The organism is Sinomonas sp. R1AF57, from assembly GCF_002224485.1.
Taxonomy (GTDB): domain Bacteria; phylum Actinomycetota; class Actinomycetes; order Actinomycetales; family Micrococcaceae; genus Sinomonas; species Sinomonas flava.
Map to the genome: position 1 here is coordinate 2610030 of NZ_CP022463.1, position 24949 is coordinate 2634978.

A 24949-nucleotide genomic window follows, 5' to 3' on the forward strand; every position below is an offset into this window, starting at 1 on the left:
TCGCGCCCACACGGGGTGACCTCGCGCCCACACGGGGTGACCTCGCGCCCACACGGGGTGACCTCGGCGGGGACGGGGGAGGTCACCAGATCCGGCGGTCGGCGGCCCAGCGCGAGAGCTCGTGGCGGTTGGCCAGCTGGAGCTTGCGCAGCACGGCGGAGACGTGCGTCTCGACCGTCTTGACCGAGATGAAGAGCTCCTTGGCGGTCTCCTTGTAGGAGTACCCCCGAGCGATGAGCCGCATGACGTCGAGCTCCCGGGCCGAGAGCTTCCCCAGGTCGTCGTCCGCGACGGCGGACGTGCCGAAGGCGTCGAGGACGAAGCCAGCGAGCCGCGGCGAGAACACGGCGTCGCCGCCTGCCACCCGCAGCACCGCGTCCGTGATCTCCGGCCCCGACGCCGTCTTCGTCACGTAGCCGCGGGCGCCCGCGCGGATGACGGCAACGACGTCCTCCGCGGCGTCGGAGACGCTCAGGGCCAGGAAGCGGACCTCGCCGAGGAGCGGCGCGCAGCGGGTGAGGACCTCGCGCCCGCCCCCGCCCAGGCCGCCCGGGAGGTGGACGTCGAGCAGGACCACCTGCGGCCGGAGCCGCTCGATCGCCTCGACGGCCTGCTCGACCGTCCCCGCCTCGCCGACCACCTCGACCGCCTCTCCGAGGTCCGCCTTGAGGCCGGACCGGAAGATCGTGTGGTCGTCCACGATGACCACGCTCACCGGCGCAGGGCGGACTCCCCCCACGGCGTTCTCGCTCATGTCTCCTCCGTTCCTGGCAGCCGCAGCCGCACCTCGGTACCGCCGGGGCCGCTCGCGATCGTCGCCTCGCCCCCGTGGCGGCGCATCCGGCCGATGATGGACTCCCGGACGCCGAGCCGGTCGGCCGGCACCGCCTCCAGGTCGAAGCCGGGGCCTCGGTCCCTCACGAACACCTCCACCGCGCCCCCGCGGGACTCTGCGTACACGGACACCGGACCGCCGCCGCCGTGCCGGGACGCGTTCAGCATCGCCTCGCGGGCGGCCTGCAGCAGCGCGTCATAGGCACCGTTGCCCTGCTCGCCGGACCCCGCGGCGTCGGGCGCCACGCCCACCACGACGACGTCGATCGGCGCGCCCACCGCCGTCTCGACCTCAGCGGCGAGCGCCGTGAGGCGGTCCTCGAACGACCCGCCCGACGTCCGGGCGTCCCGGTACAGCCATTCGCGCAGCTCGCGCTCCTGGGCGCGGGCGAGCCGCACGACGTCGGCCTCGCTCCCCGCGCGCCGCTGGATGAGGGCGAGGGTCTGCAGGACGGAGTCGTGCAGGTGGGCGGCGATCTCGGCGCGCTCCTCCTCGCGCACGCGGGCGGCGCGCTCGGCGCCGTACTCCCGCCAGAACTTGAGCCCCCACGGGAGCAGGACGAGCGCCACGCCCGCGATCACCGCGAACGACGCGACGAGCGCCGTCCCGATGACGCTCCACTGCCCCCCGGAGACAGCCAGCACCACGCCCGCGACGACCAGGGCCAGCCCAGCGCCGAGCCGCAGCCAGCCCGTCCAGCGCTCGGCCCCTGCGCCGCGCACGAGGCTCTGCCGGCGCGACTCGTCGAGCTGCATCCACGCGAGCGCCACGCCGCCGAGGATGGCCGCGATCGGGACCACCGTGTCGACCGGGACGTCCACGCCGAATACCTGGCCGCCCAGCACGAGGGCCCCGATCACGAGCACCACCCCGAGCAGGATCTCCCGCGTGTAGCGGGGCAGCTGGCGGGGGCGCGCGGGCCCGGGCTCCGCCGGAGGGGCGGCCGCCACCGCCGGTGCGATGGGCGACGCCGGTCGGCGGGCTGCGCGACGGGCGGCCTCCGCCGCCGTGGGAACCATGATCCACAGCCACGCGTACAGGACGATCCCGGCTCCGCCGAGGAAGGCCGCCGCCACCATGCCCCAGCGGACCAGGTCCACGCGCAGGCCCAGATGGCGGGCGAGGCCGGAGCAGACGCCTGCCACCACGCGGTCCTCGCCCCTGACCAGGGCTGGGCGGACGGGCACGGTGCTCATGCATTCATCCAAGCACGCTGCGGCCTCCTCAGGGACGCTCCGAGCCGCTTCCCCGGGTCCGCTCAGGGTCCGCTCAGGGGAGGCCCCCATGGGAGGGCGGCGCGCACAACGGAAGGATTGAGGCATGAGCACCGAATCCCAGTCCCCTCACCCTGATCCGGACCCCGCCCCCGGCCCCCAGCCGGCTGGCGCCCAGCCGGGCCCACACGCCCCCGGCCCCCAGCCCGGCGCCTACCCGCCGCCCGCGGGCCGCCCCTCCCAGCCACCCCGCCAAAGCGGCACGGATCTATTCACCTGGGTGCGCGGGCTCGGCGTCGTGCGCGGCTCGGACCGCTGGGTGGGCGGCGTCGCGAGTGGCCTCGCCCACCGCTGGGGCGTCGACCCGATCCTCATCCGCGGCCTGTTCATCGTCGCCGCGATCTTCCTCGGCATCGGGGTCCTCGCCTACGGCCTCCTGTGGCTGTTCCTGCCCGAGCCCGACGGGCGCATCCACCTCCAGGAAGCGGGACGCGGCCACTGGACCAGCGGCATGACCGGCGGCCTGATCGTCACGATCCTCGGCCTCGGCGGCGCCAGGGCCGGGTTCTGGTTCGGCGAGCGCGGGTTCGGCGGCGCCTTCTGGGGGCTGTTCTGGCTCGCTGTCGTGGCGTTCGCGGTCTACAGCCTCGTGCGCGGAAGCCGACGCCGGCATGCTGTGCCCGGGGCTGTGCCGCCGGGGAGTGTGCCGCCCGCGGGCGCCTCGCCCGGCGGTGTCCCGGGAAGCACCGCCGCCCCCGCCGCGCACTACGCCGGGGCCTCGCTGCCCGAGCCGGGCGACGCCTACTACGCCAAGGCGACCAGCGCGCCGTCGTACGCGGGCCCGTACGCGCCGCCGGCAGGAAGCGAGCAGGCAGGGGGCTGGGCGCCGGTCCCCACACCCCCGCCGCTGCCCCCGCGGCCGCGCAGGCGCGGCCCGGGAGCCGGGTTCGCCACCGTGGTCGTCGGGATCGCTGCGCTCGCGGCCGGCATCCTCCTCGCGCTGACCCTCTCCGGTGCCGTGACCGTCTCCGGGGGCGCCATGTGGGCCGCCGCCGCGGTGGTGATCGGCGCGGGCATCCTGGTGGCCGGGCTCCGTGGGCACACCGCTGGCATCCTGTCGCTCTTTGCGGTGATCGCCCTCGTCTCCGCCGCCCTGTCGCTGGGGATCGAGAGGGCCCTGCACGCGGACGGGTTCCCCTGGCGCTCGGACGGCCCGGCCCGGGTCGCCTACACGCCGTCGACCGTCACCGAGGCCGAGCACGGCTACCAGGTCACCGCGGCGCAGGGCCGCATCGACCTCAGCGCGCTCGACGACGCCGGCCCCCTCGCCTCGGACAGGACCGTCCCGATCGACGTGAGCCTCAGCGACCTCACCATCGAGATCCCCAAGGACGTCCCCGTCACTGTCCGCGCCGACACGACCCTGAGCAGCGTCGAGCTGGGCAGCAGGAGCATCGCGGGGCTGCGGCAGTCGGGCTCGGAGAGCTACAACGCCGACCGGCCGGGCGGAACGCTCGTCCTGGCCCTCGACACGAACCTCAGCGACGTCAAGGTCACCAAGGAGAACTGACATGAGCACCGACTACGGCGCGAGCGGCGCATCCGCCGGCGTGCAGACCGGCCCCATGGAGAAGCAGGGGCCCGCCGTGGGAACCATCGTATGGGGGGCAGTCGTGATAGCAGTGGGAGCGCTCATGCTGGCCAACCGGCTGGGATGGCTGACTGTCGACCCGGGCTTCGCGGCCGCAGGGGTGCTCCTCCTGGCTGGGCTGGGGCTCGTCATCGGCGGGCTGCTCGCCTCACGCAGGAGGCGGGGTACGGCGGACGACGCCGGCGCCTCCCCCGCGGGCGAGCATCCTTCCGAGGGTGGTCCCCATGGCGCCAGCCCGTACGCGACCGAGTGAGAGACCAGGAGGAACCATGGACAAATTCTTTGCCGCCATCCGCTCGAGCGGCCTGAAGCGCGGACCGCGACGGATGCTGGGAGGGGTGCTCGGAGGCCTCGCGGCCAGGGCCAACGTGGACGTCGCGTTCGTCCGGATCGGCTTCCTGCTCCTGTGCCTCCTCCCCGGGCCCGCCTTCCTCGCCTACCTCGTGGCGTGGATCCTGATCCCCGGCCAGGACGACCGCATCATCCTGGAGGACTTCCTGAACAACAGGAGCATCGGGAAGGGCGGATCCTCGGGGCCCGGCGTCGGGACAGGCCCGACAGCATGAGCTGAACCGACGCTGCGCCTGACCGCGGCTGAAAGCCCGGCCCTGGAGGCCCGGCCCCTCGTGAGGGGCCGGGCCTCTGCCGTTGGCCGCAGGCAGAGGCCCAAGGCCTCTAGAGGGGACGGTGGCCCGGCCGGACACTGGAATCAGCGGCCCAGCCCGCCGCGTCGTGTCTGAAAGGACCGAGTCATGAGCACCCATCCAGCCCAAGGAGCCCCGGGGGCTCCCATCCAGCCCACCGGCCACGCCGGCACGGATTTCTTCACCTGGGTCCGCACGCTGGGCATCTCGCGCGGGACCGACCGCTGGGCGGGCGGCGTCGCGAGCGGGCTCGCCCATCGATGGGGCGTGGACCCGATCCTCGTGCGGGGCCTCTTCGTCGTCGCGTCGATCCTCCTCGGAGCCGGGCTCCTCGTCTACGGGGTCCTCTGGCTCCTGCTTCCCGAGCCCGACGGCCGCATCCACCTCCAGCAGGCCATCCATGGCCACTGGACAGGGGGCATGACGGGGGCCCTCGTGGCCTCGGTCCTCGGCCTGGGCGGGACACGGACCGGCCTGGCCTACGAGGCCGGCAGTGGCGGGCCCGTCTGGGGCGCCGTGTGGGGCGTCTTCTGGCTGGCCGTCGCCGTCCTGATCGTGACCAGCATCGCCCGCTCCGCCCGCTCGCGGCGGCCGGGCAGCGTGCCGCCCGACACCACCGTGCCGCCCGACACCACCGTGCCGCCCGACACCGCCGTGCCGCCGCCGCTCTACGCCTCGGCCGTTCCATACGGCCCGGCGTACGGAACGGCGCCAGCACCGTCCGGGCACGCGCCCGGCGCCCCGGCCCCGACCGTGGTGCGCCCCTCCCGGCCCGGGCCCGGCGGACCGTACGCGACCGTCGTCGTCGGGCTTGCGGTCATCGTCGCCGCGGTGCTGCTCGCCTTCCAGCTCGCGGGGAACCCACTCGTCGACCCGGCCTCAGGCGCCATCTGGGCCGTCGCGGCCGCGGTGGTGGGCATCGGCATCATCGTCGCCGGGCTGCGTGGGCGCTCCAGCGGCATCCTCTCCTTCTTCGCCGTCGTAGCCCTGGCGGGAGCCGCGATCACGCAGCCCGCCTACCAGCTGAGCCAGACACCCGGGGCGGTGGACCTCTCGCCCAGCACAGTAGCCCAGGCGACCGCCGGCTACTCGCTCACGGGCGCCTCGGGGCAGCTCGACCTGCGGGCACTGGACACCGCCGGCCCCCTCGCCTCCGATGCGGTGGTTCCGGTGGACGCGACGATGAGCAGCCTCAAGATCACGGTCCCCAAGGATGTTCCCGTGCGGGTGGAGGCGGATTCCGTCCTGAGCACCGTGAACTTCGGGTCCAAGTCCCTCTCGGGCATCACGGCCAAGGACTCCGAGACGTACAACGCCGACCTGGCAGGCTCCGCCCTCGTCGTGCGCGTGCACGCGACCATGAGCAGCATCGAGATCCAACAGGAGCGGTGAGATGAGCACGCAGCCCAGCACCGAGCGTGAATACCGGCAGGGACCGAGCCTGGGGACGGTCATCTGGGGCGCCGTCGTCGTCGCCCTCGCGGCGCTGATCGTGGCGGGACGCCTCGGGTGGTTCGCCGTCGACCCAGGGATGGTCGCGGTCGTCCTGCTCCTCGTCGGGGGCCTGGGGCTCGTGGTGGGCGGCGCGGTCGCGGCCGCCCGAGGCCGCCGCGGACCGGCCGGCGCCGGAACACCGGAGGAACGCGCGGAACCGTGACACCCGGCCTCGGCTGTGGTGTGCATCACGAAGAGGCCGCCGATACAATCGCCGTGGGCTCAACGGGGCGCCTCGAGCAAGCACGGCGGCCCTCGCACCTGCGGGGCTGGCCGTACCCACCACGGAAAGGCCCTGCATGAAGATCGGCATCCTCACCTCCGGCGGCGACTGCCCCGGCCTCAACGCAGTCATCCGCGGAGCCGTGCTCAAGGGCATCGCCGTCCACGGGCAGGAGTTCGTGGGGTACCGCGACGGGTGGCGCGGCGTCGTCGAGGGCGACATCGTCGACCTCCCCCGCACGAGCGTCCGCGGCATCGCCAAGCAGGGCGGCACGATCCTGGGCACCTCCCGCACCAACCCGTTCGAGAACGGCGGCGGCCCCGAGGTCATCAAGGGCCACATGGACCGGCTCGGCATCGACGCCATGATCGCGATCGGCGGCGAGGGCACGCTCGCCGCTGCGAAGAGGCTCACCGACGCCGGGCTGAAGATCGTCGGCGTCCCCAAGACCGTGGACAACGACCTCGACGCCACCGACTACACCTTCGGCTTCGACACCGCCGTGGAGATCGCGACCGAGGCGATCGACCGGCTCCGCACCACCGGCGAGTCCCACCACCGCTGCATGATCGCCGAGGTCATGGGCCGCCACGTCGGCTGGATCGCCCTCCACGCCGGCATGGCCTCCGGCGCCCACGCGATCCTCATCCCCGAGCAGCGGGTCACCATGGACCAGGTCGCCACGTGGGTGCGTCTGGCCCACGAACGCGGACGCGCCCCGCTGGTCGTCGTCGCCGAGGGCTTCGTCCTCGAGGGCATGAGCGCCCCGCACTCCGAGCGCGGCCTGGACACCTTCGGCCGGCCGCGACTGGGCGGCATCGCCGAGCAGCTGGCCCCCGAGATCGAGTCCCGCACAGGCATCGAGACCCGCGCGACGATCCTCGGCCACATCCAGCGCGGCGGCGTCCCCACCGCGTTCGACCGCGTCCTGGCCACCCGGCTCGGCATGGCCGCGATCGACTCCGTCGTCGAGGGCCGATGGGGCACCATGGTCTCCCTCGACGGCACCGACATCGTGCACGTCGGCTTCGACGCCGCCCTCGGCCGCCTCAAGACCGTCCCCCAGCACCGCTACGACGAGGCCGCCGTCCTCTTCGGCTGAGACGTGGGCACTGCACAGACATTCCACCAGGGGAGCCGCGACATCGTGCGGCTCGTCTGGGCGCGCCGGCTGGGTCTCCCCGACCTGGCCTTCGCGGACGACGGCGCGCGGCTGCTCGGGTGCCGCGACGACGCCGAGGAGCTGGTCGCCGTCGTGCTCTTCGGGCAGCTGGCCATCGCCGGGCCGACGGAACTCGTGGAGGCGGCCGCCGAGTGGCCGCCGGAAGACCTCGTATCCGGCAGCGCGCTCCTGCGGCTCGCCGGGCACGGGGCCCACGGGCTGCGGACCGCCGTCCTGGGCTTCGCGGACGATCTCCCGCTCGAGCAGCCCGACGTCGAGCCGGAGGTCTCCCGGGGGGCACCCGAGGCGATCGAGCTGGAGATGCGGTGCCCTCCCGACGACGTGAGCTCCGCGGGCCTCACCCGGCGGGAGCACCGTTTCACGCTGATGCTCCCCGATGGCCCGGCGGCCTGTGCCGCGTACGGCGAGGAGGGTGGGCTTCTGGCCGACCTGTCCGTGCTCGTGGCACCGGCCTACCGGGGGCGCGGGTTGGGGCGGCTCGTCGCCTCGATCGCGGCGCACGAGGCCCTCGCCGACGGCCTCGTGGTCCAAGTGGCGGTGCCGTCGCACACGACGGCGGCGCTTCGCCTCGTCGATTCGCTCGGCATCGCCCCTGCGGGCCAGCTGGCCTCGGTCCGGCTCGGACCCCGCACCCCCTGACCCGCCGAGGTCACCCCCACTGGCGCCGAGATCACCCCTCGTGGAGCGATCTCGAGCCCAGTAAGGGTGACCTCGGCGCCACATCCGGTGACCTCGGGCACAGACGGGGTGACCTCGGGCGCAGACGAGGTGACCTCGGCGGCGTGGCGTCAGCGCGGGGCGGGCTGCTTCGGCGCCGAAGCCGGCTTCGGCGCTGCGGGCACCTTGACGAAGAAGAACGCGACGGCGAACCCGACGAGCACCACCGCTGCCGGCAGGAGCACCGACTGGCCCATCGCCGCCGAGAAGGGCGCATGCAGCATGGGCGGCAGCGCCGCCCCGGCGAAATCACCGGCCGGGCCGGACTGGCCGCCGCCGGGCATCTCGGCCGCAAGGCGCGCCTGGATGAGGGCCGCGATCGCCGCGGACCCGAGGACTGCCCCGATCTGGCGGGTCGTGTTGTAGATCCCGGAACCCGCGCCGGCCAACTGCGGCGGGAGGCTGCGCGTGGCGAGGGTCGCGAGCGGTCCCCACAGCCCCGCGTTCGCGAGGCCGACGACCGCGCTCGGGATGAGCAGAGCCCAGATCGGCATGTCCGGGGTCAGGAGGACGGCGTAGAGCACGAGTCCGAACGCGAAGACCAGCATCCCGCCGATGTTCATGATCTTCGCGTACCCGCGGTCCACGAGCTTGCCCCCGACGGGTGCCAGCGCTCCGGACAGCACCGCCAGCGGGATCATCATGAGGGCCGACTGGGTCGGCGTCATGCCGCGCACCAGCTGGTAGTAGAAGATCGTCGGCAGCCCGAACGACGTCACAGCGAAGCCCACCGTCGTGATGCCGACGTTCGCGAGGGTGAAGTTGCGGTCCCTGAACAGGCCAAGCGGCACGAGCGGCTCCGCCCGGTTGCGCCACTGCCACACGACGAAGAGCGCCATGACAACCACGCCGGCGACGATCAGCTCCCAGACCGTGAGCGGCCCGGAGATCGCGCCCCACGAGTAGGTCTGGCCCTCCTGGATGCCGAAGACGAGCAGGAACATGCCGACGCCGCTCAGCACGACGCCGAGCCAGTCGAAGCGGTGCGCGTGGGTCGCCAGGCGCGGGACGAGCCGCGCCGCGAGGAGGAAGCCGACGACGCCGACCGGGACGTTGATGAAGAACACCCACTCCCAGCCGGCCCCGTCCACGAGGAGGCCGCCCAGGATCGGGCCGACAAGCATCGCGACGCCCGCCGTCGAGCCCCAGATCGCCATCGCGGAGCCCCGGCGCTCCGGCGGGAAGATGCGCGTGATGACGGCCATGGTCTGGGGCGTCATGAGCGACGCGCCGAGCCCCTGCACCACGCGGGCAGCGATGAGCGAGCCCACGCTCCCCGAGAGGCCGCACCACAGCGAGGCGAGGGTGAAGACCACGAGCCCGCCCAGGTACATGTTCTTCGGGCCGAACCGGTCCCCGAGGCGGCCGGTGATGAGCAGCGGCACGGCGTACGCGAGCAGGTAGGCGCTCGTGACCCAGATGACCGCGTTGATGTCCGCCCCGAGCGCCCGCATGATCGCGGGGTTCGCCACCGACACGATGGTCGTGTCGATGAGGATCATGAAGAACCCGATGACGAGGGACCAGAGGGCGGCCCACGGCCGTTCGACGTTTTCCACCGGACAAGGGTCTCACTTCTTCAGGACAGTGTGTGTCCTCAAGAGTTCGCCCGTGGCGAGAACCACAGCTACCACGTGTTGTTGTTGGTCCTCGCGCGCCCGCCCTTGCCGTCGTCGACCACTGCCCAGCCGTTGGACCATGGGTTGATCGAGTCCTTGCCCAGGAAGCAGTACTGGTTGTTGCGGAAGTAGCCGTTGCCGTCCGTGGTGTCCCAGTACTCGGCGAAGACGTGCGGGTTGGGCGCGGAGTCGATGTAGCACTGCACGTGCACCCTCGTGTTGGGGTGGAAGTTCCGGCCCGTGACGTCGAAGTACCAGCACGCATTGGACGTGCACTGGGGGTCGTTGGCCCGTGGGCCCTGAGCCAGCGTCGCCGAGGGCGACGCCGTGCGGGCCGAGTCCGACTTCGTGGAGCAGTTCGTGGGCTCCCCCTGCACACAGGCCCTGACCGTGATCGAGTGCGCCTCGTCCGGCCCGCTGCCCACGGTCGCGGCGCCGTCGTTGGCGACCTGGCCGCCGTCGATCGTCACCGTCACGTTCGTGGGCCGCCCGTTGTCGTAGCCGCCGGTGTTCCACGTCATGTTGACCCGGATGCCGTTCTGGGCGGCGCTGGCGACAGGCGTCTGCGGCCGGCCGTAGGGGTTGGCTGCGTCGCTGTTGCCGTTCGGGCCCGGACCCGCCGAGTTCACGGCGCGCACCATGAACGAGTAGTTCGTCCCGTTCGCCAGGCCCCCGACCACCCGGCTCGCGGCCAGGTTCTGCCAGCCGCCGCCGTTGACGGCGTACTGGTAGCCGGAGATCGCGTCGCCGTTGTCGGCCGGCGCGGTGAAGGCGAGCTTCACCTGATGCCCGTCGCCGGTGGTGTCGTAGGGCGTCGCCGACAAGGTGGTCACGGCGCCGGGCCGGCCGTAGGGCGTCACCGCGTTGCTCCGTGCCCCCTCCGGCGAGGATCCCACCTTGTTCGAGGACACGACGGAGAACGTGTAGCTGGACGAGTTGTCGAGGCCGGTGACCTGCAGGGACGTCTGCGCAGTCTGCGCGGTCGTCTTCTCGAGCACTCCGTTCCGGTAGACCTTCACGGCATATCCGGTGACCGGCTCGCCGTTGCTCTTGAGCGGCTCCGAGGCCCAGGTGACGTCGACGGCGCCGCCGTTGACGGCCGACGTCGTGCGGGCCGCCTGGGGTGCCGCGGGCGCCAGCGGTGGCCCGGCCGGCTTGGCGGCGGCCGAGAGCGCGGACCAGTCCGACGGGTCCTTCGCGCCGTTCTTCGCCTGGATCCGTGCCCGGTACTCGACGCCGTTGGTCAGGCCGTCCCACGTGAGCTGGGTGACCGGGCCGACGGTCTTCCGCTGGAGGCCCTGCGACGAGGACAGCTCGATGGTGTAGCTCTGGATCGGGGTGCCCTCGTTCGCGGGGGCCGTCCAGGCCATCGAGATCGTCCTGTCTCCGCGCGTCAGCACGGGCGCCGCAGGGGCCGCGGGCTTGGCGTCCGGAGTCACGGGGGCGGAAGCAGGGCCGGGCGCGGAGGGCCCGACTGCGTTGACCGCGATGACCGTGAACGTGTACTGGGTCCCGTTCGTCAGCCCGCCGATGGTGCACGTGTTGGTCGGGCAGTCCTGGCTCCCGCCGGCGAAGCCGACCTTGTAGCCGGTGATCTCGGCGCCGTTGTTGGCCGGCGGAGCCCAGTGGAGGACCACCTGACGGCTCGACATGCTGTCGACGACGGGCGCGCTCGGCGCGTCGGGCCTGTCGCGGACGGTGACCGTGAACTGCCCCTCCACCTCGCGGTCGCCGTCCCCGGTGGCGTCCTGGATGCGGTAGGAGCCAGTGAGCTGGCCGTGGAAGCCCGCGGCGGGGGTCACGACGACGCGGTCGCCGTCCACCCGCGCGCTCCCCCCACCGGAGCCGACAGCGGCGTTCAGGAGCCGCAGCGGCTTGTCCGGGAAGGGGTTGGCGTCGTTGGCGAGTACGGGGATGTCGACCGGCTTGCCGGCCTGCGCTTCAGGCACCGCGTCGGGATTGGCGACGGCGAGCGGCCGCGTCGAGCGGACGACGCGCACCTCGACGGCCCCGGAGACCTTGCCGCCGCGGCCGTCGTCGACCTCGACGCCGACCTGCCCCGCGGCGCCGCGTTGGGCGCTCCCGGCCTTGGCGACGAGGACCGAGCCGTCGAGGCTGACGTCCACCCCTTCGGGCGCGCCGCCCGTGAGGCGGAAGGACATGCGGTCCATGTCGCCCGGGTCGGGGTCCGTCGTGGCAGCGCGGAGGTCCAGCCGCGCCCCTTCCTCGCCCTGCGCCGTCTCGAGCACGCTCGTCGCGAATGTGGGCGCGGTGTTGGGCTTGTCGGCGGTCGGCTCGACATCGAGCGGGATGGTCAGGACGCTCTTGAGGCCCTCGGGGTCGTCGGGGCCGGAGCCGTCCGTGACCTCGAAGGTGATCGAGGCCCGGCCGCCGTAGTCCTTGCGCGCCGCGTACCGGAGGGTGCCGGCGTCCTTCACGAGCGGCTGCCCGTCGGAGGCGATGGCGGTGACCCCAGCCTCGGTCGTGATCCGCGGCGCGCGGCCGGGACGCACCGTGACGTAGTCGCCGAGCTTCAGCTCGATCGGCTCGCCGGCCTTGGCGTGGACGGGAGTCAGGGTCTTCAGGACCGGGCGCTGGTCGCGCAGGCCGGGGACCCAGATGATGGCCGTCGAGGAGAGCCCGTCCACGTCCGTGACGGTGTACGGGATGGCCTGCGGCTGCTGGGCCAGCGCGACGTTCACGGTCCGCCCGTTCACGGTGGTCCCGGCCGCGGCTGCACTGGCCGGGACCTCGACCCTGAGGTCGCCTGCCACGCCGTCGGGGTCCTCGTCGTTCTTCAGGACGTCCACGGCGAACGTCGTCCTGCCCGCGACGTCCATGGCGTTGACCCGGTCGTCCCGGGCGATCGGCGCCTTGAGCTCCGCCTCGGGGCTGACGTCGACGATGATGCTGCCGATCGCGCGGCCGCCGCGCCCGTCGTCGACCGTGTAGCGGACCGTAGCCGTGCCGGGCACGGCCGGGGCGGTGACGACGACGCGGCCCTGGTCGGCCCGTGCGGCCGCCCCGTCCGGGACCTCGAAGCCGTCGGAGACGAGGCGGACCGTGTCGCCGTCGGGATCGGTGTCGTTGGCCAGGGCGTCGACGGACACCGGTCGGCCGGGACGGACCGAGACCTTGTCGTCCCCAGGGATCGGAGCCTGGTTCCTGTTCGGGGTGGCGGCGACGCCGACGAGCACCGTCGCGACGCCGCGGCCGCCGTAGCGGTCCTCCACGACGTACGTGAAGGTGTCCTTGCCGTAGGCGTTGTTCGCCGCACTGTACTCGATGTACCCGTCCTTGACGATCGCGGTGCCGAGGGCGGGCGGCTTCTCGATGCCGGTGATGGTGACGGAGTCGCCGTCGGGGTCCACGCCGTCCAGCGGCACGGCGACCTTCGCGGTGTGGCCGGCGAGGACGCGGGCGGTGAGGTTCTTCGGCACGGGCATGGCGTTCTGGGCGGGGTCGTCCGCGCGGATGGTGATCGTGACCTTCGCGGAGTCCTTCTGGCCCGCGGGGTCGACGACCTCGTAGATGCCGTAGACGGTCCCGGGGTTCGGGCCGGCGGAGAAGCGCAGGGTGTCCTGGTCCACGAAGAGGTGCCCCGTGGCCGCGTCCGGGACCTCGACGAGCTTCGGGCTGAGGGTGATGGGGGCGCCGTTGGGGTGGGAGTCGTTGGCGAGGACGGGGATCGTCACGGTGTCTCCCGCACGGACCACCACCTCGTCGCCCTTCGCCACGGGCGGCTCGAGCTTGGCCGGCTGCGGCACGGGCGTCACGGTCACGGTCGAGCTCGCCGTCTTGTCCCCGTTGGAGACGACGTAGCCGATCGAGAGGGGCTCCTTGAGGCCGCGGGTGTCCGTGATCTTCAGGATCGCGTGGTTGATGACGGAGACCGTGATGGGCGCGTCGGAGGGCAGCGAGATCGACTGCACGACGAGGACGCCTCCCGCGGGGTCGGTGTCGTTCGCGAGCGGGTCGACGAGCACGCTCCCGCCCGTGGGCAGGAGCCCGACGTCGCGCACGGCCACGGGCGCGCCGCCGTCGGTCTTCGCCGCCTCGACGTCGATGCGCACGAGGCCCTGCGCCGTCGCGGAGCCGTTCGAGGCGAGGTAGACGGCGTAGTACACCTTGGGCTCGGCCGCCTGGGCCGAGAAGGTGCCGTCCTCGGAGTTCATGACGATATCGAGCCCGGCGACGGGTTCCACCCGCAGGAGCCGCAGGCCCTTGCCGGAGGGGTCGATGTCGTTCGCGAGCGGGGAGACCACGATCGGCTCGCCGACTCCGGTGCGGACGTGGTCCGGCGTGGTCTGCGGGGGCAGGCTCCCGACTGCGCGGACGTCCGCGGAGATCGTGGCCTCGGTGACGTCGCGGCCGTCGGAGACGCGCACGCGGATCTCCTTCTTGCCCAGGCCCAGGCCGCCGTCCGTGAAGACGACCGTGCCGTCGGCCTGGAAGCGGACCGAGTCCCCGGGGGCGGGGGTGCTCGCGCCAGCGAGGAAGAGCTCGTCGCCATCGGGGTCGACGAAGTCCCCGAGGATGTTCTGCGAGACCGTGCTGCCCTGTTCGACGGCGATCGTGTTCGCGCGCAGCTGGCGGGGCGCGGCATTCGACGACCCGTCCCGCACCGTGAGGTTGACCCGGGCGGAGGCCGCGCCCCCGCGGCCGTCGGCGACCTCGTACTCGAACGCGTCGCTGCCCGTGGCGCCGGCGTTGACAACGATCTGCAGGGCAGCCCCGTTGAAGATCGGCTGCACCTGGCCGATCCGCGCCGCCGTGCCCGTGGGCCGAACGGTGAGGACGTCCCCGTCGGGGTCCGTGTCGTTCAGCAGGATGGGGAGGATCACGGTCCGGCCCGGGCGCACGCCGAAGTCGTCCGGCATGGCGGTGGGGGGCCTGTTCTCCTCGGTCCGGTCCGGCAGCTCCTTCTGGAGCATGATCTCGGCGGAGTCCTCCTTGTCCCCGTCCTTGGTCTGCTTCTGCGGGACGATCTCCTGCCAGTTGTTCACGAGCTGCATCTGCTCGGTCACGAGCCACACGTTGCCCCCGCGGACGTCGTTGAGCACCACGATGTCGCGGTTGACCCGGAACACGAGCTCGGAGTCCGGCTTGGCGGAGGGGATGTCCTTGGTCTCGGTCTGGCCGCCGCAGTCGCGCACGTACACGCCCGTCCCGGACCACGCGGCGTGGACGCAGCCGCCCTGCTGGACCGGGCGCGCTGGCAGGCCGGGCCGGCCCTGGGCGGCGTCGAGCTGCCGGCCGGCACCCCCGCCGAGCGGCATGAGCACCAGGGCCTTCGCCGTCGCGACGGCGACGCTTCCGGCCGCGGGCCCGGACTGCTGCAGCTGCGCGTTGCGGAAGTCGTCGCGCTGGACCTTCTGCCCGCCGGGGAGCAGGAGCGTCCCGCTGCCGGGATCGAGCACGACGGCGTCGCTCCCCACGGTGGCGATCTGCACCTTCGCGTTGGGGGCCAGGCCGTCGACCGTGGTGAACGTGGCCTCGCGGCCCTCGGGGATGCGCACGATCTCGCTGCGGGCCGGCGAGACCGCGACGACCTCGTTCTCGGACGAGACAGTCGCGACGGCGCCGGGGACGTCCTGCGCGCTGGGCTCCGTCGACTCGGGGTTGAACCCCGAGAGCCGTTCGAGCGGGAGGGCCCACACACGGCCCGTGCCCGGGTCGGCGAGCGCCGCCGTCGTGCTCCCGAACGCCGCGGTCCCGGTGCCGCTGAACGGGAGGTCACCGCTGAGGCGCACCTCGGCCGAGTCGACGGGGCTCAGGGTGGCGACGCCCTTGTCCTGGACGGCCACCGAGCGTGCCTGCTGGACGACGTCGAAGGTCTTGGAGCGGGCGGCCACGCCGCCGTCGAGGACCTTGGAGGAGAAGTTGAGGTGGCCTGCCATGTTCATGGAGCCGTTGGTGACCCAGACGCCGCCGTCGTTGAGGTCCGCGGAGACGGACCTGAAGCCCGGGTACAGGATCGCGGCGGTGACGAGGACCGCCCCCACGCACGCCATCGCAATGGCAGTCACAATGCGCGGCGCGTGCTGGCGCAGCCCCCCGGCTCGTCGCAAAGCGGTCCCCCCGTCAGTCGCGCCGGCCAGCGCACGGCGCACTGGTCCCGGTTCCGCGAGATGTCAGCCGCCGGGCCTCCCCGAGAGGCGCAGCGGCACCCCCCGAGGGTAGCGCACCTGTCCGGCGCGTCCCCAGCCGACGGGGAGAACTCCCCATGCCCCGGGCCCGAGGGCAGACCGGGGAGGACGGGGAACCGGTCAGCCGGCCGTCCCGAACCGGTCGAGGAGGTCGGACCGGCCGAACATGTGGGCCGCCTGGCGCGCGGACGGAGTGCCCGCATCCGGGCTCGCGCCGAGGGCGAGCAGGGCGTCCACGACGTCCCCGTAGTCCTTGAACACCGCTCCCGCGAGCGGGGTCTGGCCGCGGTCGTTCACGGCCTCGACGTCGGCGCCCCGCTCCCCCAGCAGCCGGACCGCGCCCGCGTGGCCGTGGTAGGCGGCCAGCATCACGAGCGTGTCGCCGGACTGGTTGGCGAGCGACGCCGGCGCCCCGGCGTCGAGGTACGCGCGCAGCGTGGCCTCGTCCCCGGCCCGTGCTGCATCGAAGAGCCCGCTGGCGAGGGCGATGACGTCGTCGTCGGGCGCGGGGGCGTGGTTGTTCTCGCTCATGCGTTCCTCCTGAGGAGTCCTGTGGGCCGGCCGACGACCTGGCCGGCGTCCGGGGCGACGATGAGTTCCTGGGCTGCCGCGTAGTCCTCGCCCTCCGCTTCGCCGCGCACCACGAGGGTCGCTGCCGGGTCCACGGACCTCTTGAGCACGGCGAGGGCGATCGGCCCCATCTCGTAGTGCAGCGCGGCCGAGGTGACCTGCCCGACCTGGCGCGCGCCGGCGTCGTTCGCCGCCCCGCCTGCCGAGGCGAACACGGGGCTGCCGACGGCCGGGAGCGTGTGCCCGGAGCCGTCGAGCTGGAGCATCGTGAGCCGCCGCGGCGGGTGGCCGAGGTTGTGCACGCGCGCGACCGTCTCCTGGCCTTTGTAGCAGCCCTTCGCCAGGTGCACGGCGGTGCGGAGGAGGTCGAGCTCGTGGGGGATGGTGCGCTCGTCGGTCTCGAGGCCCCAGCGCGGCCTCCATGCGGCGATGCGCAGCGCCTCGGACGCCATGGCACCGGCCAGCCCGACGCCGTCGGCCTCCAGCGCGGCGACCGCGTCCTGGAGCCGCGCACGCTCGACGACGTGCTCGAACCACGGGCGGTCGAGGCCGGGATGGCGGTCCTCGCCGACCACGGCGTAGGAGTAGCCGCCGGGGGCCACGTGCGGCCAGGGGTCTGCCCAGGTCAGCGGCGCGCCGCCGGGGCCGAAGGGGTCGAGCGCGGCGAAGCGGCGAGTGCCGGCCAGCACGGCCCACGCGTCGGTCGCGTCCTCGACCTCGACGCGGAGCATGAACTTCATCGAGGTGAGCCAGGCCGCGAGGCCGGGGGCCTCGGCGTCCTCGACGAGGAGCCACGCGCGCTCGCCGTCGTCGACGATCCGCGCGTCGTACTCGATGCGGCCCTGGACGCTCAGGAGGAGCAGCTCACTGGACACACCCGGGGGCAGGGACGCGACCTGCTGGGAGGAGAGCGTCGTCAGCCACGAGAGGCGGTCCGGGCCGGAGACGGTGACGATGCCGCGGTGGGAGAGGTCGACGGCGGCGCGGCCTGCGGCGAGTTCCCGCTGCTCCCGCAGCGGATCGCCGTAGTGCGCCGCGACGCCCGCGTCGGCGCCGCCGGCTTCGACCGCACCGGGACGGGCGAGCAGGGGGGATGAAGAAGTCATATCCGTTCCAACGCCTCGGGGGCCGATTTCACTCCACACCCTCCGCAGGTCACTCGGTGGGCGGCTGCGCGGCGGACGGCGAGGAGGTCCGGTGCAGGATCGCCGACGCGTGCGGGGCCAGCGGAGACTCGCCCGCGGCGACGTCCCAGCGCCAGAACAGGTCGCCGTTGACGAGGCCGAAGATCCGGGTCGCGGCCTTGTAGTCGCGGGCGTGCGCGCCGCGCAGGACGGCGTCGGTGCTGAGCTGGATCTGGGGGCCCTTGATCTGGCCGTAGTAGAGCTCGGCGATGCTGCCCGGATGCAGGATCGTGACGGTGATGTCGAACCCGTCCTGGCTGTTCCGCAGGGTCTCGACCTCGTCGGCGGACTTGTAGGCCGGGACGATGTCGGCGGGGGTCAGGCCCGGGCCGCCGTCGGCGTCCTGCAGGGGCCTGTCGAGCTGCCAGAAGCCCGTCTCGGTGGACAGGGGCCGCAGCCGGTTCCCGTTCTCGTCAGAGAGCCAGCTGTCAGCGGTGTACTGGAGGTAGGGGAAGCCGTTGTGGGCGAACACGACGTGCTGGACGAAGTGCTCGTCTCCGGCCTCGCCCGCACCGAGACGACCCCGCCCTTCCCACTCCCCGATGAGCCACGACAGCGGGACAAGCTCGGGGGTCAGGCCGGACGGGATCTCGATGGGCACTGGGCTCCTTCTTCGGTGCTACGGTGCGGTCTTCCTTCGGCAGCGCGGCCGCTGCCGACGGGTCAGCGCTGACCCTTGAACAGCTTCCACACGACGAGCCCGGCGAACCAGGCCATGGAGATACCCGCGACGGCGAGGAGGACAAGGAAGAAGATCTCGAAGGCAACAACGCTCATACGGCCCATCGTAGCGCCTCGGGCGGGGCCCACTGCCCGTGAGGCTGGCCACAGCACCCGCCGACCGGACCCCGTGCCGGCCGCGGGAGGGACGCTGTGCTAGACGACGAGCATCCGGTCGAGGAAGTACGCGATCGACCCCACCGCGAACGCGGGCGCGAGCCCGAGCGCGACCACGCCGAACGGGGCCAGCCGGATGCTGCGCGTGCTGTTGAGCCTGCGGAACGCGGCGAGAACCGCACCGATCACGACCCCGGCGATCGTCGCCGGGAGCACCGAGATCCCCGTCAGGACCAGGCCCGCGAGCGGCGCCGCGAGGCCCGCGAACACGATGGCGAGCGGGGCGACGATCGTGTCCGGCCAGCGGATCATCCCGATGAGGAGTGCCACGACCGTGCTGATCCCGGCGACGAGGAGCATGGAGCCCGCACCGGTGAGCCGAGCCGTGCCGATCCACCCGGCCCCGAGGCAGCACAGCAGGACGCCCGCGCTCGCGCCGAATGCGGACTCGAGCCGGTGGCTCTGGCCCGTGCCGCGGAGGAGCTGTACGACGACGACCGCCATGACCCCGACCGCGGTGGCGAGGGGCGTCCAGGAGAGGAGCTCGGGTCCCGGCGTGAAGGTGACCGCCGCCGCCGACGCCACGCCGGCCAGGGCGATGACGGCGCCGTTGGTCTTGCGGGCCGGAATCCCGAGGAAGTGGGGCCAGCCGAACCCGACGGCCACGGCCACGGCCGCGACCCCGGCGAGCTGCACGACGGGGCCGCCCAAGCTCGACCCGACCGCGAGCGCCGTGCCGGCGATCGCGATCGAACCTCCCGCGACGGACCTCACCCAGGACTTCACCGCACCGCCCCCGCCTGCGCCTCCCGGCCGGTCGCGGCCGCGGGCCGCGCTGTTCCCGTCTGTGCGCTCATCACCCTGCCATCCTGCCTCACCATGGCACCGGTGTGTGACTTGCATTCGGCGGGTCCGGGCCGGGCCGCGCCTATAATCGGCGTCAAAGGTACCCCTGCCCGACGCCGTGCAGCCAGATCCTCGGGAGGAACCATGTCGCACATCCTGCTTCTGACGAACGCCAACGGCTCGTCAGTGGACATCCTCCCGGCCCTCGAGCTGCTGAACCATCGGGTCCACATCCTCCCGGCTGAACCGACCGCGTTGCTCGACGCCGATCCCGCCGACGTCATCTTCCTCGATGCGCGCAAGGACCTGGTCGGCTCGCGCTCGCTCACCCAGCTCCTGCGTGCGACCGGGCTCGGCGCGCCGCTCATCCTCATCCTGACCGAGGGCGGGATGGCAGCGGTGTCCTCCGCCTGGACCGTGGACGACATCATCCTGGATTCAGCCGGGCCGGCCGAGGTCGAGGCCCGCGTCCGGCTCGCCATCTCGAAGACGTCCGCCGCCGAGGAGCCGGAGACCGAGATCCGCGCGGCCGGCGTCGTGATCGACGAGGCGAGCTACACGGCGAAGGTCAACGGGGAGGCCCTGAACCTGACGTTCAAGGAGTTCGAGCTCCTGAAGTACCTCGCGCAGCACCCCGGCCGGGTCTTCACCCGCCAGCAGCTGCTCACCGAGGTGTGGGGCTACGACTACTATGGCGGCACCCGCACCGTCGACGTGCACGTGCGGCGGCTCCGGGCGAAGCTGGGGCCCGACCACGAGGGGCTCATCGGCACCGTCCGCAACGTCGGCTACCGGCTCACGCTCACGCGCCTCAACGAGGACGAGCTGAGCGAGGCCTGACCCGCACCGCCGCCGCCCCCGCAGCGTTTCGGGTACGCCAACTCCCGCCGCTGAACGTCTCAGGTACGCCAACTCGCGCCGCTGGGCGTCTCAGGTACGCCAACTCGCGCCGCTGGGCGTCTCAGGTACGCGCCGGGCCTGGCCCACGCTCGGCTGGCGCACGACGGCGGCGAGCCGGCTCACGCTCGGTGCGCACCCGGCGTCGTGCGCGCCGCACCCGAGACCCAGCGAGGCCTTATTTCGCGTACCCGAAACCGACTTAGGACCGCGTTTCGCGTACCCGAAACGCCCTGGGGGCGCGTTTCGCGTACCCGAGACGAACGTGGGGGCCGCGCGGACGCGCCGAGGGCCCCGCACGGTGGGTGCGGGGCCCTCGGGAAGGGTGGAGGACATACGGGTCGAACGTATCAAAGCCACCCCACTGGTGGATCCCCCTCGGCCGCCGGTGCGCCCGGCGACAGGACATTGACAGTACCCGAGGCGGCCCGCGGCGTCAAAACACGCGCCAGCCGGGCGCCGTCGTGCGAAACACCCCAATCGGCGGCCTTTTCGCTAGCCTTGCCTACATGACCAGCGCATACCCGCAGGATTGGCCCGTCACCGTTGTCGAAGGCCGCGTCCCGCAGGCTCTCTGGGCCGAGATCCAGGCCCTGCTGGAGGCCGCCGAGGAGTCCGACGGCAACCCCTCCCTCTCCGAGCAGACCACCGTGCTGATGAAGTCGCCCGACACCCGGTCCGAGGAGATCGTGACGGTCGCCGTCCACGCCCTCGACGACACGTCGGGCTCTTCGGCGCCCGAGGACCTCGCGGGCCTCGCCGCGATTGCGTTCGGCGAGGACGGCGCGGGCGTCGCGGAGCTGGCCGTGCACCCGAACTACCGCAACCAGGGTGTGGGCATGAGGCTCGTGGAGGCCATCAAGGAGCTGCGCGGCGCCACCGGCCTGAAGGGGCTGAAGGCCTGGTCCCACGGCAACCACGAGGCCGCGGCGGAGCTCGCCACGCACTACGGGTTCGTGCCCGAGCGCCAGCTGTGGAAGATGGTCCTCGTCCGCCACCCCCACGAGACCGCAGAGCCCCTCCCCGAGGGCGTCCACATCCGCACGTTCGAGCCCGGCCGCGACGAGGACGCCTGGCTGGCCACGAACCGGGCCGCGTTCTCCCACCATCCGGAGCAGGGCTCCCTCCGCCGCAGCGACCTCGAGGCGCGCATGGCGGAGGACTGGTTCGATCCGCGCGGCTTCTTCCTCGCGGTCGACGACGACGGCGGCATCCTCGGATTCCACTGGACCAAGGTGCACCCCGCGCACGGCGAGCACCGCGCCCTCGGCGAGGTGTACGTCGTCGGCGTCGTGCCGGAGGCGCAGGGGCGCGGGCTGGGGCGGGCACTGACGCTGCACGGGATCGACTACCTCCACTCGCTCGGGCTGGCGACGATCATGCTGTACACCGACGCGGACAATCTGCCGGCGGTCGCCATGTACCGGCGCCTCGGGTTCACGCTCTGGGACCGGGACGTCCTCTACTCCCTCGCCTAGCCCGCGCCCCTGCGGCGGCGCCCTAGTAGTGTTGACCCGACACACCAAGCTCCTGCGGAGGAACCATGACTGAAGCCGCCCAGAACCAGAGCAGTGCAGCAACGGAGCCGCAGACTGACCCCATCCCCTCGACGCTGTCCGCGCACGACGGCGCCGCCGCGCCCACCGCGGCCGTCGCACCCCGCGCTGTGCCCGTGTTCGGGTCGTCGGAGGTGCCCGCGGCGCGGGCGACGCAGGACCGCATCGACATCCCCGAGTTCGCCCCCCAGCAGGTCCCCGAAGGCGATGTGGGCCCCGACCGCTTCCTCGACCGGGAGCTCAGCTGGCTCGCGTTCAACGCCCGCGTCCTCGAGCTTGCCGAGGACCCGGACCTCTACCTCCTCGAGCGTGTCACCTTCCTCTCGATCTTCGCCTCCAACCTCGACGAGTTCTTCATGGTCCGCGTCGCAGGGCTCAAGCGGCGGATCGCGACCGGGATCGCCGTGCCCTCGGCGGCTGGCCTGAGCCCCATCGAGGTCCTCGAGCAGATCTCCGAGGAAGCGCACCGCCTGCAGGAGCGGCATGCACGCGTGTTCGCGGACCAGATCCGCCCCGCCCTCGCCAAGGAGAACATCCACATCGTCCACTGGGACGACCTCACCCACGAGGAGCATGCCCGGCTTCGCGGGATGTTCTCCGAGCAGGTCTTCCCCATCCTGACCCCGCTCGCGGTCGATCCCGCCCACCCGTTCCCGTACATCTCCGGCCTCTCGCTCAACCTCGCGGTCGTGGTGCGGAACCCGGTCAGCGAGAAGGAGCTCTTCGCCCGCCTCAAGGTCCCCGACCAGCTCCCCCGCCTGATCTCGATCGACGGGCCCCGCGCGGGCGCCGTCGCGGGCAGGACGGCCCGCTTCATCGCCCTCGAGGAGCTCATCTCGGTGCACCTCGACCAGCTCTTCCCGGGCATGGAGGTCCTCGAGCACCACACGTTCCGGGTCACCCGCAACGAGGACCTCGAAGTCGAGGAGGACGACGCCGAGAACCTCCTGCAGGCCCTCGAGAAGGAGCTCCTGCGCCGGCGCTTCGGGCCGCCGGTCCGCCTCGAGGTGACGGACGACATCAACCCGAACATCCTGGCCCTGCTGGTCCGGGAGCTCGGCGTCGAGGAGAGCGAGGTGTACCAGCTGCCCACGCCGCTGGACCTGCGCGGCCTCAGCGTCATCGCGGGCATCGACCGCGCCGACCTGCACTACCCGAAGCAGCTCGCCCACACGTCGCGCTTCCTCAACGAGTCGGAGACGGCGAAGGCCGCGAACGTCTTCGCCGCGATGCGCCGCCGCGACATCCTCCTGCACCACCCGTACGACTCGTTCTCCACCTCGGTCCAGGCCTTCCTCGAGCAGGCGGCGGCGGACCCCAAGGTCCAGGCGATCAAGCAGACCCTGTACCGGACCTCGGGCGACTCGCCGATCGTGGACGCGCTCATCGATGCGGCCGAGGCCGGCAAGCAGGTCCTCGCGCTCGTGGAGATCAAGGCCCGCTTCGACGAGCAGGCCAACATCTCGTGGGCGCGCAAGCTCGAGCAGGCCGGCGTGCACGTGGTCTACGGGATCGTGGGCCTCAAGACGCACTGCAAGCTCTCCCTCGTGGTCCGCCAGGAGAACGACGGCCTGCGGCGGTACTGCCACATCGGCACGGGCAACTACCACCCGCGCACGGCCAGGTACTACGAGGACCTCGGCCTGCTCACGTGCGACGAGCAGGTCGGCGAGGACCTCTCCAAGCTGTTCAACCAGCTCTCGGGCTACGCGCCGAAGTCCACGTTCAAGCGGCTGCTCGTGGCCCCCCGCTCGGTCCGGTCCGGCCTCATCGACCGCATCGAGACGGAGATCCGCAACGCGCGTGCCGGGCTGCGCTCCCGGGTGGTCATCAAGGTCAACTCGATGGTCGACGAGGCCATCGTCGATGCCCTCTACCGTGCCTCGCAGGCTGGCGTGCAGGTGGACGTCATCGTCCGCGGCATCTGCGCCCTGCGGCCCGGGGTCCCGGGCCTGAGCGAGAACATCACGGTCCGCTCGATCCTGGGCCGGTTCCTCGAGCACTCGCGGGTCTTCGCGTTCGCCAACGGCGGCAACCCGGTCGTCTACATCGGCTCCGCGGACATGATGCACCGCAACCTCGACCGCCGCGTCGAGGCGCTCGTCCAGCTGCGGAACCGCGACGACATCGCGGAGCTCATCGCGCTCCTCGACCGCTACCTCGACGACCGGACGTCCTCGTGGCACCTGGACCGCGAAGGGCACTGGACCCGCCACCACCTCGACGCCGAAGGGCGCCCGCTCGAGGACGTGCAGTCCTGGCTCCTGGCCTCGCGGGCCCGGCAGCGAGCCATGAGCCTGCGGTGATGACTGACACCCCCGTCGACGACCAGACCGCGCATCCGGGAGAGGACGTCGCCGTCAGGGCCGCCGGGGCCATCCCCTGGCGGAGGGCGGGCGACCGCCTCGAGGTGCTGCTCATCCACCGTCCCCGCTACGACGACTGGTCCTGGCCCAAGGGCAAGCTCGACCCGGGCGAGACGCTCCACGAGTGCGCGTCCCGGGAGATCCGGGAGGAGATCGGGCTCGACGCTCCGCTGGGGGTGCCGCTCGGCGTCAGCCACTACCGCGTGGCGGCCGGCCTCAAGTCGGTGCGCTACTGGGCCATGCACGTCGACGCCTCCCAGCGTGTTGTGCCGGACGGCGACGAGGTGGACCAGGTCCACTGGTGCACCCCGGACGAGGCCGAGGTGCTCCTGTCGAACCGCACCGACGTCGCCCCGCTCGAGGCCCTCGTCGCCGCGGAGCGGGACAGCGCGCTCGCGACGCGCCCGCTGATCCTCCTGCGCCATGCCAAGGCCAAGCCGCGCAGTTCGTGGACGAAGGCCGAGGGCGACCGCACCCTGGCAGCGACGGGGGTCCGCCAGGCCCAGGCAGTCGCGAGGCTCCTGCAGGTGTGGAAACCGACCCGCGTGGTCACGAGCCCCTGGCGCCGCTGCGTGGACACGGTCCTCCCCTACGTCCGCTCCTCCGGCGTCAAGGTCAAGGTCCGCCTCGTCGACCACCTCACGGAGCACCGCCACTCCCGCAAGCCGCACAAGGCGGCCGACGTCGTGGGCCGGCTCTTCGACAAGCGCAGGCCCGCAGTGCTCTGCTCGCATCGGCCGGTGCTTCCGACCCTGCTCGGCGAGTTCAGGAAGTACCTCGAGCCGGGCCTAGACGACCTGCTCCCCGCGTCGGACCCGTACCTCGCCCCCGGGGAGGTCATCGTGTTCCACGTGCCGCTCGAGGGGCGGCCGCGCGTCGTGGCGCTCGAGCAGGTCAAGCCGTTCGATGACTAGCGAATCCGATCACATTTCACTATTACAATGCGCGAATCCAACCCCCCTTA

At 72.5% G+C, this 24949-nt stretch carries 19 protein-coding genes; 11 read left to right on the plus strand and 8 right to left on the minus strand.

All coding sequences use genetic code 11. The annotated features are described in order from the left end of the window. Positions 1-82: 82 nt before the first annotated feature. Both CGQ25_RS12020 and CGQ25_RS12025 read right to left on the minus strand, forming a co-directional pair. On the minus strand, positions 83-754 hold the full coding sequence (locus tag CGQ25_RS12020; RefSeq protein WP_208709992.1) for a response regulator transcription factor: 672 nt from the start codon (positions 752-754) through the stop codon (positions 83-85). Next, positions 751-2031 carry an ATP-binding protein gene (locus tag CGQ25_RS12025; RefSeq protein WP_208709994.1) on the minus strand — a complete coding sequence of 427 codons (1281 nt, stop codon included), beginning with the start codon at positions 2029-2031 and terminating at the stop codon, positions 751-753. Before CGQ25_RS12025 ends, CGQ25_RS12020 begins: the two co-directional genes overlap by 4 nt. A 298-nt stretch (positions 2032-2329) precedes the next feature. Between CGQ25_RS12025 and CGQ25_RS12030 the strand changes: the two genes are divergently transcribed. The 7 genes from CGQ25_RS12030 (at position 2330) to CGQ25_RS12060 (ending at position 7883) form a co-directional block, all read left to right on the plus strand. Beyond that, entirely contained in the window at positions 2330-3619 is a 1290-nt protein-coding gene (locus tag CGQ25_RS12030; protein WP_208709996.1) for a PspC domain-containing protein, read from the plus strand. 1 nt (position 3620) lies between these two features. After that, positions 3621-3953 carry a hypothetical protein gene (locus tag CGQ25_RS12035; RefSeq protein ID WP_208709998.1) on the plus strand — a complete coding sequence of 111 codons (333 nt, stop codon included), beginning with the start codon at positions 3621-3623 and terminating at the stop codon, positions 3951-3953. 16 nt (positions 3954-3969) lie between these two features. Further along, positions 3970-4266, plus strand: a complete 297-nt coding sequence (locus CGQ25_RS12040; protein ID WP_208710000.1) for a PspC domain-containing protein — start codon at positions 3970-3972, stop codon at positions 4264-4266. A 186-nt stretch (positions 4267-4452) separates the two neighbouring features. Next, positions 4453-5736 (plus strand): PspC domain-containing protein, encoded by a 1284-nt coding sequence (locus CGQ25_RS12045; protein ID WP_208710002.1) that lies wholly within the window; start codon positions 4453-4455, stop codon positions 5734-5736. A gap of 1 nt (position 5737) precedes the next feature. Further along, the gene (locus CGQ25_RS12050; protein WP_208710004.1) at positions 5738-6001 is read left to right on the plus strand and encodes a hypothetical protein; all 264 of its coding nucleotides are present in this window, start codon (positions 5738-5740) and stop codon (positions 5999-6001) included. A 136-nt stretch (positions 6002-6137) separates the two neighbouring features. Next, positions 6138-7163 carry a 6-phosphofructokinase gene (locus tag CGQ25_RS12055; protein WP_208710006.1) on the plus strand — a complete coding sequence of 342 codons (1026 nt, stop codon included), beginning with the start codon at positions 6138-6140 and terminating at the stop codon, positions 7161-7163. A gap of 3 nt (positions 7164-7166) precedes the next feature. After that, a complete protein-coding gene (locus CGQ25_RS12060; RefSeq protein WP_255405290.1) occupies positions 7167-7883 on the plus strand; it encodes a GNAT family N-acetyltransferase in 717 nt (238 codons plus the stop codon). Between the two features lie 149 nt (positions 7884-8032). Here CGQ25_RS12060 and CGQ25_RS12065 read toward each other — a convergent pair whose 3' ends face one another. The 6 genes from CGQ25_RS12065 to CGQ25_RS12090 all read right to left on the minus strand — a co-directional run bounded on the left by CGQ25_RS12065 (position 8033) and on the right by CGQ25_RS12090 (position 19094). Continuing rightward, complete coding sequence (locus tag CGQ25_RS12065; RefSeq protein ID WP_208710008.1) at positions 8033-9520, minus strand: DHA2 family efflux MFS transporter permease subunit; 1488 nt, start codon at positions 9518-9520, stop codon at positions 8033-8035. 68 nt (positions 9521-9588) lie between these two features. Beyond that, positions 9589-15609 carry an Ig-like domain-containing protein gene (locus CGQ25_RS12070; protein WP_208710010.1) on the minus strand — a complete coding sequence of 2007 codons (6021 nt, stop codon included), beginning with the start codon at positions 15607-15609 and terminating at the stop codon, positions 9589-9591. Positions 15610-15849: 240 nt separating this feature from the next. Next, a complete protein-coding gene (locus tag CGQ25_RS12075; RefSeq protein WP_208710012.1) occupies positions 15850-16260 on the minus strand; it encodes an ankyrin repeat domain-containing protein in 411 nt (136 codons plus the stop codon). Further along, positions 16257-17405: a folate-binding protein YgfZ gene (locus CGQ25_RS12080; protein ID WP_208710014.1), complete on the minus strand. Its 1149-nt coding sequence runs from the start codon at positions 17403-17405 to the stop codon at positions 16257-16259. The genes CGQ25_RS12075 and CGQ25_RS12080 overlap by 4 nt, the downstream gene beginning before the upstream one ends. 49 nt (positions 17406-17454) lie before the next feature. After that, the gene (locus tag CGQ25_RS12085; RefSeq protein WP_208710016.1) at positions 17455-18084 is read right to left on the minus strand and encodes an FABP family protein; all 630 of its coding nucleotides are present in this window, start codon (positions 18082-18084) and stop codon (positions 17455-17457) included. Positions 18085-18359: 275 nt separating this feature from the next. Continuing rightward, entirely contained in the window at positions 18360-19094 is a 735-nt protein-coding gene (locus tag CGQ25_RS12090) for a permease (protein ID WP_208710018.1), read from the minus strand. A gap of 216 nt (positions 19095-19310) precedes the next feature. On the opposite strand from CGQ25_RS12090, the gene CGQ25_RS12095 reads away from it, so the two are divergent. The 4 genes from CGQ25_RS12095 (at position 19311) to CGQ25_RS12110 (ending at position 24899) form a co-directional block, all read left to right on the plus strand. Further along, the gene (locus tag CGQ25_RS12095) at positions 19311-20006 is read left to right on the plus strand and encodes a response regulator transcription factor (protein ID WP_208710020.1); all 696 of its coding nucleotides are present in this window, start codon (positions 19311-19313) and stop codon (positions 20004-20006) included. A 566-nt stretch (positions 20007-20572) separates the two neighbouring features. Then, complete coding sequence (mshD, locus tag CGQ25_RS12100; protein ID WP_208710022.1) at positions 20573-21541, plus strand: mycothiol synthase; 969 nt, start codon at positions 20573-20575, stop codon at positions 21539-21541. 65 nt (positions 21542-21606) lie between these two features. After that, positions 21607-23925, plus strand: a complete 2319-nt coding sequence (locus CGQ25_RS12105; protein ID WP_208710025.1) for an RNA degradosome polyphosphate kinase — start codon at positions 21607-21609, stop codon at positions 23923-23925. Next, positions 23922-24899, plus strand: a complete 978-nt coding sequence (locus tag CGQ25_RS12110) for an NUDIX hydrolase (protein ID WP_208710027.1) — start codon at positions 23922-23924, stop codon at positions 24897-24899. The genes CGQ25_RS12105 and CGQ25_RS12110 overlap by 4 nt, the downstream gene beginning before the upstream one ends. The last annotated feature ends 50 nt before the right edge of the window (positions 24900-24949 follow it).